A 15,645-nucleotide genomic window follows, 5' to 3' on the forward strand; every position below is an offset into this window, starting at 1 on the left:
GCCACTTAAGGCCACCTACTTCCCATGCCATACAACTGAGTAAAGGTCATGTCTGCGATCTTTTAAATTTTTCACGGCCCCATTTTGTCTTGCTTCTAAAAGCGTATCAATTCTTAAATCGGCAATTGCAACCATTTCAACATTTGGTGTTGTGTCCGCCGCTATTCCATCTTTTGCAAAAGGAAAGTCACAAGGAGTTAGGATACAACTTTGGGCATATTGAATATCGACATTATTGACACGTGGTAGGTTTCCAACATTTCCGGCCATGGCGACATAGATTTGATTTTCAATGGCACGGGCCTGGCAACAAAACTTCACTCGACAATAAGCTTGTCGATTATCAGTTAAGAATGGAACAAAGAGAATGTTGATCCCTTGATTAGCAAGGTGTCTTGTGAGCTCTGGAAACTCACTATCGTAACAGATTAAAACACCAATCGGGCCACAGTCAGTATCGATAACTTTAACCTCATCTCCGCCTTCAATATTCCACCAATACTGTTCGTCTGGAGTTGGGTGAATTTTTGCTTGTTCGTGAATTTGTCCATCACGTAGACAAATATAGCTAATATTGTGGACGCGATCCCCTACTTTCGTTGGATGTGAGCCAGCAATAATATTGACGTTATACTTTACCGCCAGACGCTGAAAGAGTGCTTTTACATCTTCGGTGTAAGCGGTCATATGTTCAATTGCAACATTGGCCTCAACTTCTTCGTTTTTAATTGATAATAGCTGCATCGTAAATAATTCAGGAAAGAGGACGAAATCAGCACGATAGTCTGCTGTTACATCAACATAGTACTCCACGAGATCTTCAAACTCTTTGAAGCTAGAGATACCTCGTTGTTGATATTGGACACTAACAACACGGACAGAGTTCTGTTGAACAGGGCGATCCTTCTTGCTCTCTTGTGCTTGGTATTCAGGGTTATTCCAAATTAAATGGACTCCATAACCCATAGACTCTTTATCACCAGGTAAGTATTTTTCAAGTACACCTAAGACTTCAAATCCATTACGCAGCTGAAAGCCAAGAGTGGTATCTCTAATTTTCTTTTCTTTTACTTTTTCAATATAGTCTTCAACACTTTCAACTTGCTTGATTCGACGACGTAAACTCGGAATACGCCCAACAAAGACAATACCTTTTAAGCGCTCGTATTTAACAAGCCTTTTCCTAGCATTATATAAGCGCTGGCCAATACGATGACCACGAATAGATGGGTCAACACAAGTTTCATATCCATAGAGGTAGTCACCATCTTCATCATGAGTGGAACCATAACCTCGTCCAGTGATACTGGCCCATGTATGTTTTTTAAAAACTTTCTTTTCAGACAGAAGAATACTTGCAGAGTAGCCGACAATTTCTCCGTTTAATGTAGCGACAAAATTACCTTCAGGATAATTTGTAATCTGCCCACGAATCATTCCCTTTGTGTAATCATCGGGAAAACCAGTATAGGAGCGAGCAACTAACTCATGAATACCATCAATATCTTTTAAGTTTGAAAGCCTTACTTCAAGCTTCACATCTTTTGTTTTATTCGTCATTTGATCATCCTTGATATAACTATTTTAGCAGTAAAATTGTCCCTTACAAGACTCACTTAAGTGTCTAAAATCGTTAGGAAAAATAAAGCTTTTTTACAATTTTGGACCATGTTACAATTAACAAATGACGGCAAAACGTGATGAATTCACAATCATTACTACATTCAACTGCAACTGGGACTGCACTTACTGCATCATCGATACGCATGAGCGCAATAAGAAGAATCCTATCAGCAAAGAAATGCTTCTTGATAAAGTCTATTCTGTGACAGAAGGGGCACAAGTAAGCTTAAGTGGTGGTGAGCCTGGCCTAATTGATCCTAAGACAATGGAAAAAGTCTTTGATCATCTCGTAAAATTAAATTGTACAATTGATGTTTTCACCAATGGACTCTTTATCAAAAGGTATGGTGAAAAATACCTTAAGCATATCGATGAAGTTCTCTATCACTGTGTGGAATACTTAGATCACGATATTGAATTTCCAGACTTAGATGAAGAGCAAGTCACTTACGTCATTATCGTAACAAATGATAATCACCATCAGGTAGACGACTTCCTTGATCGCTACCCGCATATCTCATTCAAATTAGCTTGTAACTCGAAACACGGTCAAACTCTAAACCGTGGTGACGCCTTTAAGCTCTTTATGAGAAATAAGCACAGAATCAGTGAAGATAGCTTTGAAACGCTCTTCCGCTACCACTGTGATTGTAACTTGATCTAATAATAAACCTTGAATTGATTTTCGAGACCCTTGGGAGTGACTTGAGCAAAGTCTAAAATCACGGCCTTTGGTTTAAGAATTTCAGTCCACTCTTCTTTTCGTAGCTGCGCAAACTCATCATGTGCAACTAAACTAACAATCAAGTCGTATTCTCTGTAGTCTGTTAACTTCTTGGCCTTATCTGTGTATGGATCAAAAGATTCAACAATTCGATCAGTATGATTCTTTAGCTCTTCGTACAAAAGGAGAGCTCTAGAATTTCGAGTGTCATTACAATTTCTTTTGTAAGTTTTCCCAAGAAGTAAAATCTTATCACCACTTTTACTGATCTCTAAAATTCTCTCCTTCAAAGAACTAACCATCAAATCATTCACTCGACGAGCTTTCAGAATTATTGAATCTTCCTTAGATTCTAAGAAGGCCGACAAGTAATGTGGATCGATACTAATACAATGTCCACCGACTAGACCTTTATCAACATTAGGAAAATTCCACTTACTCCTAGCGAGCCTAAGGGCTTCTTTAAAATCAATCCCCTTCTTCAATGCGCCCTGATAAAACTCATTCATCATAGCAATACTGATATCTCGAGATGTGTTTTCTAGAAGTTTAGAAAACTCACTTGCCTCAATGTCTTGACTCAATTCAACTCTTCTAAATATTTTATTATAAATAAATTCTAAATCTCTTAGTTTATCTTTTGAGTCACAAGAAACAACCTTCACAATATCTTCAAATTTAATAAAATTGTCATTAGGGCTTACACGCTCAGGCGAAAAGGCGAAATATATGTCATCTCTACCAATAAGTTCTCTAATAGATTTTGTTGTTCCAGGCATGACAGTAGATTCAACAACAATAGTGTCCCCTGGAGACAGGTAGTCTCTAAGGCCTTCAACGGCTTCAAGAACACGACTTTGATCTGGCTTATGATAACTGTCTAACGGCGTAGGGACGGTTATAAGATAGTAATTTGCATCCGCTAAAATCTCGATATTCGAGGTGAATATACACCCGCTGTTAGAGATCTCTTCAGTTGAGAATTGTTCAGATAAGTCGATTCCCTTCTTCAAGGAATCAATCTTTTCGTTATCAATGTCAAAGGCAAAAGTTTTAAAGAATTGTGGGAACCTAACGGCCAAGTTGATTCCCACATATCCGACGCCAATGATGGCGAGAGTTGTATTTTTCATTTCATTATTCTAAAGGCGCTACCGGAATTGAGCAAACCTCTTCATACTTATGTGCATCTTCACCGTTGCAAAGAGCATTCATAAGTAGATTTACTCTAAACTTAAGCTCATCATTCTCACGCTTAAGTTCCTTAATTGCAGCAGTGTTTACAGCTGGCATCTTTGTATATTGTACGCTCTTCATTCCCTTCTCATCTGTTGAGACAACCTCTGGGAAAACCTTTTCAATCTCTTGAGCGATATAACCAATATCTCGTCTATTATTAGCATTCCAAACAAATTCGACACCTCTAATTTCATCGAACTTTTCTAATACACTTTCAAGCTCCACGATATCATGCTTATATCTTCTATCTGAAGCAAAGTTCATATATGAAGTTCCTTGGAAATTGATATAAGAGCTTCCATCCATTCTTATATTCGCTCCTGTTTGAACAGTAAAAGTCCTACTCGCACTCAGGGTCATTCCCTGTCTAAAGAAGGTATTCACGTGATCAAAATAAACCGTATTATTAAAATCTGCTAATTGATTGAAGTTTGCAACTCCATTGTGATTAGTAACATTATTAAAATTTGTAACACCGGTATGGTTTGTTGTCCCAGAGATATTAGTCGTTCCAGAAATATTATTCGTCCCAGTGATATTATTTGTACCCGTTCTTAAGTTAGTTGTTGCCCCAGAGTTACCTAGTTCTAAATTTTGTCCAAATTGGTTTAAATAAAGAGGATTTCCTCTCGTTTGAATAGCATCACTATCTAATGACATATACTGACTTGCTAAATCTAATTTAATCCTTAAAGGAGCATTTCTTCCTTCATCATTAGTAATATTTGCAGAGAATGCGTCACCTATAGTTGCAGCATTTGTATCGGCAGTTGCAGTTGCGGTCTTAAGAGTTCTAAGTTGTACGTCCTTACATTCTCCATCTGTTCCATCGATTGTACCACCTAAGTTTCGACAAGCACTATCTAAGAACTCATCAGCAGTACTGTAACAAGATTGAATCTGTCCAGCCGCATTAATAACAACCATCATTCCAATTCGTTTAGTAATATCAACACCACCAACAGAACTCTTTTTAATCATATCATCCGTGGTACCAACTGAACCTTTACGAAAAGTAACCATTAACTGTGCTTCCATTTTTGTGAATGGAACACCACCTACAGTATAATTTTCGATTGTTCCATATGCTCCAGTCTTAGGATAGAAAAGACGCCTAACCTGCATTCTATTAACATTAACAGTATCAGCACCTGACCCAAGTTCTTTACCAATAGTATAAACATCATTATCATCAGCATCCTTGATAATAGGAACATTAGCCGTAACGGTATACCCAGGAGCGTTACCGATATCTATCCCTTGGAGGGTATTTTTACAAGCATCACCATTCGATAGAATACTTGTTATTCGCTGAGTTTCTTGTTGTACGTTAAAAACTTGAGATGCTCGTTTAGAAGTTCTATTAATATTACTCATCATATTTACAACCGCGAGCGATAGTACGCCGATAAGTCCTGCCGCGACCATTACCTCGGCAAGAGTAAAACCAAATTGATTTGAATTATTTTTCTTCTTCATTGAGACACCTCATAAACATGCAATATGTTATAATTATAAGTGTAATTAAAATTTGATGCATTATTATTAACTAAATAATTTTACCAATAGATAAAATTACTGCAAGTGGCTGAATTTATGACCAGACAAAAAATGTTAGTGAGTGGTGGACTTGGCTTCCTAGGAAGTGAAATCGCCAAGAATTTCTTTCAGGAATTCGACATCACTATAATCGATAATTTATCAACAAACGTCGTCTCAATAGACGATTTGCAAGCTAATTGTGGTGAAATATCATACAGAAAAATGGACTTGGCCAAGATGAGCAACGAAGATATCGACTGGCTTAATACTGAACTAAAAGACACCACAATTTTCTGTCACTTTGCCGCAGCTGTTGGCGTAAAAAAAATTGATCAATCACCAAGAGAGGCCATTATTAATGAGAATAGGATCAATCATGATCTACTCCCTCTTCTTGCGAAATATAAAACAAAAACAATATTTGCTTCGAGCTCTGAGGTTTATGGTAATCAAGAAAATTGTCGAGAAGATCAGGGCCTACAAATTGGTTCTCCAGATATTTTAAGATGGGGTTATGCCTGTAATAAACTGATGACTGAATTTCTCCTCAAGAGTTATCAAATACCACATATCATTCTTAGGCTATTTAATGTAACTGGCCCAGAGCAATCCCCTAAATACGGTATGGTTATGCCGAAGATGATTCGTGATGCAAAGAAAATAGGTAAGATAACAATCTATGGAGATGGTTCTCAAACAAGGTCATTTTGCCATATTAGTGATTTAATCAATTCGTTGAGGTATTTGATAGAAAGAGATAGCTTTCTCAATCAAACTATCAACATAGGAAATGACAAGAACCGAGTCACGATAGAAGAGCTTGCACATCTAATCAAAGACACATTGGCCCTTAATATTAAAATTGAAAAAATCGCTTTCAATGATGAATATAGTAGTCACTCAAAAGATATTTTAAAAAGATCACCAAATATCGAAAAGCTGAAACAATTTTATCGCCCAAAAATAGCGCTAAGAACAATTATTGAGGATATCGCAAAGAAATATGAATGATTTTAATAAGCCTATATTGATGATTCATGAAGTATACGAATGGATGCTAGAGCTTGATCTATCAGATTATACTATCACCTTTGACGATGGCCTATACTCACAATATAAACACCTAAATCATTTTTTAAAATTTGATACACCAAAAATATTCTTTGTTTCGACGAATATAATTTCACCAGAAGCAGAAAAACAAAATGAGATAACAATTCCGTGTGCTAAGGCCCATGAATCTTATTTCAAAACAGGCAATACAACTAATTATATGAAATGGAGCCAAATCAAAGAAATAGCTTCCACTAAGGATTGCTATATTGGCGGTCATTCACATCAACATAGAGACTTAAGGAGTGGCCTGAACCTAAAAGAGCTACATGATCACCTTAAAGATGATACTGATAAGATGTTAAATGAGTTTGCAAAACAAGGACTAGACATTAAAGACTTTTGCTTTCCATATAATTACGAAGCACCTTTATATAAAGAGATTTTAAAACAGCGTGGAATTGAAAATATATTTGGTCAGGAACGAGTTGCAATAGAGGACCTTAGAAATGCAATATGAAAACGAAAATATTATTGCTATCGGTGAAGGCTCCCCACTTAATATAAATTGGGAGATGGTTTCTCATTGTCAATTTGATTGTAGCTATTGTTATTATAGGCCATTTAATAGTAATACCGAATACACAACTCTAAGTAAGATTATCATAAAGAAACTTAAGGCCATTGAAGAAAACTTTATCATTAACTTAATTGGTGGGGAACCGAGCCTCCATCCAAATTTCATAACAATTATTGAAGAACTTGAAAGTATTCAAAACTTAAAAGAAATAAGAATCGTCACAAATTTTGTTAAACCTGAAAGCTTCTGGCATAAGCTTCCAGAAAGTAACAAAATTAAAATTACCGCAAGCTTTCATCCAGAGTACCCAAATAAAGGCTTTGTCGAAAAGATTGATCTCTTATCTAAGAGATATCGAATGGATGTAGCTTTTCTCTTTACGAATAAATTAGAGGAATTTGAAAGATATAAGAATATATTTGAAAGCCTCTATAATTTAGCACAAGAAAAAAAGCTTACCTTAAATTGTATCAGACTACATAACGATACAAATGACTCCGTTTCGTACGAAAATTATCAAGACGAAATAGAAGAGTTTATAAAGAATTGTGAGCTAAGGGTTACACAACTTGAAAACAAAGAAACGACATTAATTAAAACGGCCAAAGAACAAAAATATATTTCCAAATCTGATTTTTTAAATAATGGCTATAATCAACTAAAGGGTTGGAAATGTGACATTAGAGCCTTTATTATACACTATGATGCTCAAGTTTCTTATGCTTGCAAGAATACAAAAAAACACATTCTAACTTGTGACTTTAAAACAACATCAATCGTCTGCCCATTTAAGTTATGTGAATGCGATGATTATTGGAGTTTTGAAAAGGTGGCACCATGAACAACAAAGTTTTAGTAATCGTTGCACATGCTGATGATGAAGTATTAGGTTGTGGAGCAACAATACATAAGCATATTCTAGAAGATGATGATGTCTATATTTTGGTCCTTACTGATAGTACTTCGGCCCAGGGCAAAGATATCCAAAACCGTCACCAAGAATACTTAAAAGCGCTTAAAATACTTGGGGTAGAAAACCACAAGAAATTATCTTTAAGAGATAATAGACTCGATAGTTATAACCTTATCGACATCATTCAAGAAATTGAAGAAGTAAAAGCTGAATTTGAGCCTAATATTATCTATACTCATTCTTACAATGATTTAAATATTGACCATCAAATTACAAACAAAGCAGTCCTTACAGCTTTTAGATCAACTCCTAGTAACACTACGACAGAAATCTACACCTTTGATATACCTTCAAGTATTGAATATCAGTCTTCACAATTTATACAAGCAAGAAAGAATTATTTTAGTACAATTTCTAAGCAGAACTTGAAGGCCAAAATTCAGGCCATGTGTGCCTACGAAAGTGAATTACATCCATTCCCACATCCTCGATCAATTGAGAATCTCGAAATCCTTGCAAAATCAGAAGGAACAAAATGTGGAAAGGAATTAGCAGAGTCTTTTTATGTTGAAAGAATTATTAGATAGAGTAAAACTTTTTTATAAGAGATATAACACAGTTCAATTCGTCTTCTTTTAACATTTCAAAAAAAGGAAGAGAAAGTGTAGAAGAGTAGTATTCCTCAGCACCTGGGAATTCTAACTCTTCCTGATTCCAATACGAATGTAAATGAAGTGGCCTAAAGTGGATCGATGTTTGAACACCATTATCCTCTAAAAAAGACTTCAACTCATTGCGCTTTCTAGCATGAATGACAAAAAGCGAAGGTATTATATTATTTTCAAGTGCTAGGACTTTAACGTCAGAAATCTCTTCGAGCAATTGAGCATACGATTGGTAAATGGCCAAGCGTTTTGAGATTTTATCTGATAAAGAAGATATTTGATCCTTTAAGAACACAGCATCAATATTTGTCATATTCGCTTTACGTCCAAGAAATTCAATATCATATTCACATCTTGTTTTCCGACAAATACCATGCAATCGACGCTTCTTTGCCTGATTCACTAAAGAAAACTCGGATACGATTAAACCACCACCATCAGGAGAGGAAAGAATTTTATTTGGGTAGAAACTAAAGAATGCGGCATCCACTTCCAAGTCGAAGCATTCAGGGTAAATAAGTTGGGCCAGATCTTCGACAACTCTGAAACCATATTCATTCTTTAACTTCTTCATCGCATCTCTGTCGTAAAGGTGTCCTCCAATGGAAACAGGAACGACACAATCAACTTTTTGAGATTTAAGGATTTGTTCTAACGATGTAATATCAATCATTCCAGAAACTGAGTCAACGTCACAAAAAACTATCTTATGACCTAATCTCTTTGGAACTTCCGCCGTTGTCGCAAAAGTATTTATTGGAACGACAATTGTTGCCTTAACATCTGAAAAGTACATATCTAAAATAATTTCAAATGCTGACGTGGCACTACTAGTACATATAAAATTTGGAAATTTGAATTTTTTAACTAAAAGGCTTTCAACCTCTGCGACCTCTATTCCACCAGTCCACTCACCACTACTTATAACACGCTTAAGCTGTGCTTCTAAATCAGGACTTGAATATGGTCGAAATAAAGGTATCTGCATTACTTATATAAAATTTTCTCTTGGGCCTCTAATACCGGATACTCACGGGCCAAGATATCCTTTACCTTAAAGAATGGATTATAATTTTTTTCAAAATAAAAAATTGTATTAATATTATAATCGCAGATATACATGAATATTGGTCTACGTTTTTGAATCTCAACATATTTTAAGTCGACAATCTTAATTTCACCGGTATTAATATTTTTATAAACTTTAGAATAGAGTTGATTATAAAAAGGAAAAAGAACATCTTTATCATTCCCCCAAAGATTCTTGGTTAATGTAACGACTGTCTCACAATCACCTTTTTTAAGATCATCCATCTTAAACCAGCCATCTTCTTCGTTATAATATTCAAAAACCAAAAAACTCTCAGACTCTTCCAGTAACGTAGGGAGAATTGTTTCTTTATTCATAACCTTACGATATTTTTTTAATAAATCTTCAAATGTAAAATTAAGTTTACGATCGATATCCGGAGAATCAGTAACAAGAAATTTCAAAGCTGGTTTAAAGACATATTTACGTTTACCAACAGGAATAAAGTAAAAGCTCTTACTTTTTCCAAATCCTGAACCGACAGGGACATCAATATCAAACTCTTCTTTTAATTTCTCTTGAGCAGCGTAGAGAAACTCAATCTTTTTTTCTCTAAATATATGTTCAATATCCATCACAGCTCCTTCATTCTCTTAAAGTACGCGATTCTCTCTCTTACTTTATCATATTTAGAGTTTGGATATAGGTGTTCATGCCAAAAGTAAATTCCTCCTAGCTTATCTTTTGGAAAAGTTGTCACAGAAGCATATCCCTCTCCTACCTGATAATACTGTACAGGATGCACGTTAAGACGACCTTCATTGAAAGCTTTTTCAATGACATACTCTTCAAGAAAGTATTTCTCTACATTTTGACAGTACTTCTGCCATCTTTCATCACCATTTGTCTTATATAGGGCCATGAGTTCTTCAAAGAAGAATTTGTAAAAACCACTGTCTCGGCGAGAAATAATAAAACCAGTATCAAGCGGATTACCCCAATCCTCTCCAATAAAGCGTTGATCCTTTTTTGAAATATCATCATATTGGCCAACGACTATCTTGCCTTCGTTATATGCAATCTCTAATAATTTGGGATCCAAAGGTTTAATAAGATTCATATCAAGGTCGATATGAATAAAGAGATCTTCAGTTAACTCTTCTTCAAGAAGCATTCCACAAAATGGAACATTCACAAAACCAGACTCAAATTCCTCTGTTTCATTGTGATATCTTTCAATATATGTAACACCTAATTCTTTAAATTTTACTTTCGTTTTTTCGCTAACGATATGCTTTGAAGGACAATAGGTATAAATGGGAATATCTTTCAAATCCCCTGCATTCTTACGCCAATTCTCAAAACAGAGAATGGCCTCATCTTCATAATGTCTTTGATTTTCAAATGTAATGCCCTTGTCATCATTAGTGCTTCGGCCATTACTTTCAATCATTGTAATAAGTGCAATCTTCATACGTACTACTTTGTATAATCGATATATTCATCATCTCTATTTGTATCTAGCGTTGAGCAGTGTATCCCTCCGCCAAAAATTTCACAATTTTCTAATCTTACAGGGTGAGGAGTAAAGCCATGCTTATCGAGTAATTCAATAACATTGGCCGCACTTTCACTAACTAGAATATTTTTTTCATCAACGCTAACAATATTAATATCCATTCCTCTTGTACTTGCAAGTTGAATATCGATATCAGTTTTCCCTGATTCAATCACAGGTTCTGCTTTATAATCGTCTGGAAATAAACAATCCCAGTTTTTAAACTTTTGCGGTAAAAAATCCTTTATATTACGATACTTAGGATTCACAAGAAAGGTTCCAGGCTTGAGACAGACTAAAACACCATCGATATGATTATCAGCAACATTAACAATATGAAAATCACTTTCGGGAAAGAATGACTTAACCCACTCAAGACCAAGGTAGTGGTTATATGAGTTTACGTTTACAATAACATCTTTACCGATCCTCAAAAATTGAGCACCATCTATGGCCATCGTATATTTTGAACGATCAAAATTCTTATAGTCACGCTCTGAATTCCATGGACTTAAGTCCATTGTTTCTTCTACTAATTTATTGTGTGGAGATCTAACCCATTTTCCACCTCGGCCACCATCAAATAGCTGATTATAAACATTATAAAGCAGGGTGTTTTCAAAGAAGCGATTTCGAACATAAGTAGGTGTTTCAATAATATAATCTCGATAAACGAGAGAAACGTCACGAACATTACTTGCACTTGAAAGCTCTGTTTTGTAATCAGGAGTCTTGATTGTGACAACTTGCCCAAGTCGATCTGGGCGAAAAACCTCGACACCAAGGTTTTCAAATGTCGCAGCTAAATTATCTAATTGTTCATTACGCTTTAAAAGCAGTTCGTGATTAACATAGTACTCTTGGCCACCATGTTCGAGTCGATCATAAACAGCATGAGTTAAATTCTCACCATAAAAGTGCTGAAAAGTGAAGTCAGCAATTCTCTTACTAATCTCTAGCTCTCGTCCAACGATAATAGAATTGAGTTTACCAAAAGAGGTATTACTTTTAATCACGATATATCCTTAATACTTTCTAAATTATCATATTCAAAATCATTCATATAGAAATCACAATTGAGCTTACATTGAGTTGTATTTCCAAGAGCTTGATAACATCGACAAAATTCTCTTGAGAACTTCACAAAATTAGTAAAGAACTCAAAAGTACTTTCATATGAATAAATACTAATTGGTTTACTAGAAACTCTTGCATAAATAAAAGATACACAAGGGTAGCAATTCCCATCAGAATTTATATATATTCTTTTAAACCATGGTGTTACTGGCAAGGAATATTCTTTCTTATACAAGAAATCCATATTTCCCCTGCTACTTCTATTCTTAGGTGGTTTGATTTTACTTGTGACAAGAGTTGTGTCACGAAATAGTAATTCTAAATCAAACTTCTCTTTAACGAGCTCCGCTGTCGCAATTGCAAATTCTTCATTTAATTCATGACGAGAGAAAATAGGCTCAACTTTTAGAATCCCTCTTACTTTTTCAATATTAGAAAAGACAGTATCGAGACTACTACCACCACGAGTTAGCTCATGAACCTCTTGACTTGGTCCATCGATGGCCACCTGAAAGACCATATTCTTATATTTTTTTAATTTTTCCACATCAAGGTTCATTAAGTTTTCCCCATTCGTTGCAATCAGAATATCTTGAGAAAAATTTTCACCTAAAGCGACAAGAATATTATTAATATCACTATGCTCCAATGGTTCACCATCATTACCACAGATAAAGACTTCTTTTGGGTTGAATTCTTTAATAATAGGAAGAACTCTTGAGAAATCTAATTCTCTTTTATTATTGTGATCTGGATTTAGGCTTGGACAACCCTGGCACTGTAATTGACAGCTATTATTTAAACTAAGTTCTATAAATTCAACAAATTTATTATATTGCATTATAGAATCTCAAGCTCCCACATATCCATCAATCGCTTACAGTTCTTTTCACAAATTTGACAACATTCGTAGTCGAAATTTTGAATCTTCTTATAATCCAAATCCCACTTCTCTAAACGACTCTCTTCAAGCCAGACATAGCATGGGAATACAGTACCGTGCTGATCGATATGAATACTTTTATTATGGTAAGAACGACAATCGATATCATAATCCTTACTACCACTAACCTTTTCACCCCACTTCTTTTTAGCAGAGTTAATAATAACGTCATATTTTCTCTTAAGCTCTGGAGTAACTAACATTTTATCTAAGTTAAAGGGATTCTTATAAACCTCAGTATCACGACGATAGAGAGTTTGCGTTAGGTTGATATTACTGAACTCTTTTAAAAGCTCATCCATACTACCATCTTCTAAATCCTCGGCATTATAATCAAAGAGAATATGCTGAATATAATCGATACCATAAGGATTGGATTCACGAAATGCTTTCGCATTGGCCCTAATATTAGCGAGACTTGTGTTAACACGATAAATTTCATGAAGCTCTTGTGTGGAACCACATACTGTGAAATAAACACTATCATCAGGTCCTAATATTGTTCCTAGCTCGGCCCACCAATCAGGGTCATGAGTATCGCCATTTGTACAAATTTCAATTGCGATATCTCTTTTGCGAAGATAGCGACAGAGGTCAAAAATAGATCGATAAAGTGTTGGCTCTGAAAAAGCTCCAACTAGGTGAACAAATTTCGCATTAGGAAATTGATCTAGTTGTTCTGTGATTTCATTTAAATGTCTTTCATTATATTTAACTTCTATATGCTTATAGTTTCGTGCACACAAAGGGCACTTTGCATTACAAGTTCCAGTGAGATCTAATTCTATTCTCTCACTACGAATAAGGGCATCATTACTAGCAGACAAAATCTAACTCCATGACATCAATTAACTTTTGAATACGTCTTTCACATTTAAAACAATCTTTAAATTTAAAACTAAGTACTTCACCATAATCGAATACTTCACCAGAGAAGTGTCCTGGTCCTTCATACTCTGCATGACCGTAACAAGGAGATATTTGGCCGAACTGATCGATATAAATTTTTCGATCTCTAAGGCTCATACATTTGATTTCAATATCTGTGCTCTCACCTGGTGTTGGCTTAATATTAAAAAGTGCATCAATGGCCCTTTTTCTCTCATCTTCTGGACGAATTAATTCCTTATCAAATGACTTCACATATTCATTAAAAGTACGTTGGCCTTCTGTATCGACATTAAATGTTTTACTAAAACGTGCAATAATATTTTGCATTGCCTCGCTTTCATAGTCTTCACGATTATATTTGAACATAATATGTTGGATATGATCGATTCCTTCTTTATTCGTCGAGATAAACCCTTGATGGTTATCTAAAATATCTTGAAGCTTACTTCCAACACGGTATTTCTCATGGAGCTCTTGAGTTGAGCCGCAAATCGTAAAGTAGATACGATCATTAGAAGATAAAATCTCACCAAGTTCTGCCCACCACTTTGGATTGTGGGTACTACCATTTGTAAATAACTCAATGGCAACACCACGTTCCACTAGATAGCGACAAATATCCTTAACTTCAGGATGAAGAGTTGGCTCAGAAATATTCCCTGCCATATAAAAAACTTCAAGATTAGTGAAGCTATCTAACTGTTTTTTGATTTCTTCGAAGCTTCGCACATTACGTTTTAAGAGGTGCCCAGCATGAGCATAATTTCTAGTGCACAAAGGACAACGCAGGTTACACGTGCCAGTAAGATCCATCTCTAATTCTAAGATCTCACTACGATGTAATGTTGTTTGCTTACAACCCATTACCCCATCCTCTCAAGGCCAATATCATCAAGCATCTTAGTGGTCATGGCCTCGCACTCATAGCAGAAGTCATACTTAAATTGATTTATCTTTGAGTAGTCGAGGTTAAACTTTTCACCGACATTATAGATTCGATAAAGAAAGCATGGAAAGATCTCTCCCCACTGATCAATAGCAACGAATTTCTCTTCAAGACTCTTGCAACGCATCTGACATTTTATTTCACCAGACTTATTGCGTTCATAACGTCTCTTGGCATGACGAGAGATAAGATTATAACTCTTGGCCAAATCTGCCGTTAAGGCAATGTCATTATCCTCATCTTTAATAAAACCAAATCTTTCATTATATGGAAGAGTATTAATATTATACTCGCGACTAAATCGAGATCGAATCTGCTTCATTGCCTCACTTTCAAAGTCTTTAGCATTATATTCAAATTTAATATGTTGGAGATAATCGATATCATATTCACACCCTTCTTTGAATGCAGCGTGATTATCTAAGACTTGTTGAAGGTTAGAACGAACACGATACTTCTCATGTAACTCTTGTGTTGATCCACAGATCGTAAAGAAGACATGATCTCGAGGACTCATCATTGTGCCTAGCTTTCGCCACCAATCAGTCGAATGGAGAGAAGCATTTGAGTAAAGTTCAACTTCAATTTCACGGCCTATCAGATATTCCATGATCGTAAAAAATTCTTTATGAAGGGTTGGCTCAGAAATCATACCGGCCATACAACACATTTTTATATTAGGATACTCGTCTAGTTGAGCAATAATCTCACTAGCAGGTCTTTCGTTATACTTAACCAAGTGCTTGGCGTTTGAATAACTTCGTGAGCAAAGAGGACAATCGAGATTACACGTTCCTGTTAACTCGAGTTCAATTTCGAGAATATCTTCTTTAGCTAATGAATTTGGTAATTTTTCCATAA

The 15,645-nt window shown here is 35.4% G+C and carries 16 protein-coding genes; 5 read left to right on the forward strand and 11 right to left on the reverse strand.

Annotated features, from left to right (window positions below; translation table 11 throughout):
* Window positions 1-15: 15 nt before the first annotated feature.
* The gene (locus ABMA72_RS08035) at window positions 16-1,560 is read right to left on the reverse strand and encodes a GNAT family N-acetyltransferase (RefSeq protein ID WP_392857782.1); all 1,545 of its coding nucleotides are present in this window, start codon (window positions 1,558-1,560) and stop codon (window positions 16-18) included.
* A 124-nt stretch (window positions 1,561-1,684) separates the two neighbouring features.
* On the opposite strand from ABMA72_RS08035, the gene ABMA72_RS08040 reads away from it, so the two are divergent.
* A complete protein-coding gene (locus ABMA72_RS08040) occupies window positions 1,685-2,287 on the forward strand; it encodes a radical SAM protein (protein ID WP_392857783.1) in 603 nt (200 codons plus the stop codon).
* Here the strand turns inward: ABMA72_RS08040 and ABMA72_RS08045 are convergent.
* Window positions 2,284-3,480, reverse strand: a complete 1,197-nt coding sequence (locus ABMA72_RS08045; protein ID WP_393056761.1) for a nucleotide sugar dehydrogenase — start codon at window positions 3,478-3,480, stop codon at window positions 2,284-2,286. The two genes, ABMA72_RS08040 and ABMA72_RS08045, sit on opposite strands and share 4 nt — an antisense overlap.
* Before the next feature lie 4 nt (window positions 3,481-3,484).
* Window positions 3,485-5,065: a tail fiber domain-containing protein gene (locus tag ABMA72_RS08050; RefSeq protein ID WP_392857785.1), complete on the reverse strand. Its 1,581-nt coding sequence runs from the start codon at window positions 5,063-5,065 to the stop codon at window positions 3,485-3,487.
* Window positions 5,066-5,182: 117 nt separating this feature from the next.
* Here ABMA72_RS08050 and ABMA72_RS08055 point away from each other — a divergent pair, with 117 nt between their 5' ends.
* Genes ABMA72_RS08055 through ABMA72_RS08070 form a run of 4 tightly spaced genes read left to right on the forward strand, consistent with a single transcriptional unit; the run spans window position 5,183 to window position 8,261 of the window.
* The gene (locus ABMA72_RS08055) at window positions 5,183-6,139 is read left to right on the forward strand and encodes an NAD-dependent epimerase/dehydratase family protein (RefSeq protein WP_392857786.1); all 957 of its coding nucleotides are present in this window, start codon (window positions 5,183-5,185) and stop codon (window positions 6,137-6,139) included.
* Window positions 6,132-6,701 (forward strand): polysaccharide deacetylase family protein, encoded by a 570-nt coding sequence (locus ABMA72_RS08060; protein WP_392857788.1) that lies wholly within the window; start codon window positions 6,132-6,134, stop codon window positions 6,699-6,701. Before ABMA72_RS08055 ends, ABMA72_RS08060 begins: the two co-directional genes overlap by 8 nt.
* Window positions 6,691-7,602: a radical SAM protein gene (locus tag ABMA72_RS08065; protein WP_392857791.1), complete on the forward strand. Its 912-nt coding sequence runs from the start codon at window positions 6,691-6,693 to the stop codon at window positions 7,600-7,602. Before ABMA72_RS08060 ends, ABMA72_RS08065 begins: the two co-directional genes overlap by 11 nt.
* Window positions 7,599-8,261 (forward strand): PIG-L deacetylase family protein, encoded by a 663-nt coding sequence (locus ABMA72_RS08070; protein WP_392857793.1) that lies wholly within the window; start codon window positions 7,599-7,601, stop codon window positions 8,259-8,261. Before ABMA72_RS08065 ends, ABMA72_RS08070 begins: the two co-directional genes overlap by 4 nt.
* Here the strand turns inward: ABMA72_RS08070 and ABMA72_RS08075 are convergent.
* From ABMA72_RS08075 to ABMA72_RS08110, 8 genes are read right to left on the reverse strand one after another with little or no spacing between them, the layout of a single operon-like run.
* Window positions 8,254-9,327 carry a DegT/DnrJ/EryC1/StrS family aminotransferase gene (locus ABMA72_RS08075; RefSeq protein ID WP_392857794.1) on the reverse strand — a complete coding sequence of 358 codons (1,074 nt, stop codon included), beginning with the start codon at window positions 9,325-9,327 and terminating at the stop codon, window positions 8,254-8,256. The genes ABMA72_RS08070 and ABMA72_RS08075 overlap by 8 nt on opposite strands.
* Entirely contained in the window at window positions 9,327-10,004 is a 678-nt protein-coding gene (locus ABMA72_RS08080) for a hypothetical protein (RefSeq protein ID WP_392857797.1), read from the reverse strand. Before ABMA72_RS08080 ends, ABMA72_RS08075 begins: the two co-directional genes overlap by 1 nt.
* Window positions 10,004-10,843 carry a hypothetical protein gene (locus tag ABMA72_RS08085; protein ID WP_392857799.1) on the reverse strand — a complete coding sequence of 280 codons (840 nt, stop codon included), beginning with the start codon at window positions 10,841-10,843 and terminating at the stop codon, window positions 10,004-10,006. Before ABMA72_RS08085 ends, ABMA72_RS08080 begins: the two co-directional genes overlap by 1 nt.
* Before the next feature lie 5 nt (window positions 10,844-10,848).
* Window positions 10,849-11,943 (reverse strand): hypothetical protein, encoded by a 1,095-nt coding sequence (locus ABMA72_RS08090; RefSeq protein ID WP_393056763.1) that lies wholly within the window; start codon window positions 11,941-11,943, stop codon window positions 10,849-10,851.
* On the reverse strand, window positions 11,940-12,845 hold the full coding sequence (locus ABMA72_RS08095; protein WP_393056765.1) for a radical SAM protein: 906 nt from the start codon (window positions 12,843-12,845) through the stop codon (window positions 11,940-11,942). The genes ABMA72_RS08090 and ABMA72_RS08095 overlap by 4 nt, the downstream gene beginning before the upstream one ends.
* Window positions 12,845-13,774: a radical SAM protein gene (locus tag ABMA72_RS08100; RefSeq protein ID WP_392857806.1), complete on the reverse strand. Its 930-nt coding sequence runs from the start codon at window positions 13,772-13,774 to the stop codon at window positions 12,845-12,847. Before ABMA72_RS08100 ends, ABMA72_RS08095 begins: the two co-directional genes overlap by 1 nt.
* Window positions 13,764-14,702 carry a radical SAM protein gene (locus ABMA72_RS08105; protein WP_393056766.1) on the reverse strand — a complete coding sequence of 313 codons (939 nt, stop codon included), beginning with the start codon at window positions 14,700-14,702 and terminating at the stop codon, window positions 13,764-13,766. The genes ABMA72_RS08100 and ABMA72_RS08105 overlap by 11 nt, the downstream gene beginning before the upstream one ends.
* Complete coding sequence (locus ABMA72_RS08110) at window positions 14,702-15,643, reverse strand: radical SAM protein (protein WP_393056768.1); 942 nt, start codon at window positions 15,641-15,643, stop codon at window positions 14,702-14,704. Before ABMA72_RS08110 ends, ABMA72_RS08105 begins: the two co-directional genes overlap by 1 nt.
* Window positions 15,644-15,645: the final 2 nt, after the last annotated feature.

Source organism: Halobacteriovorax sp. CON-3 (genome assembly GCF_043196995.1).
Lineage (GTDB): Bacteria > Bdellovibrionota > Bacteriovoracia > Bacteriovoracales > Bacteriovoracaceae > Halobacteriovorax_A.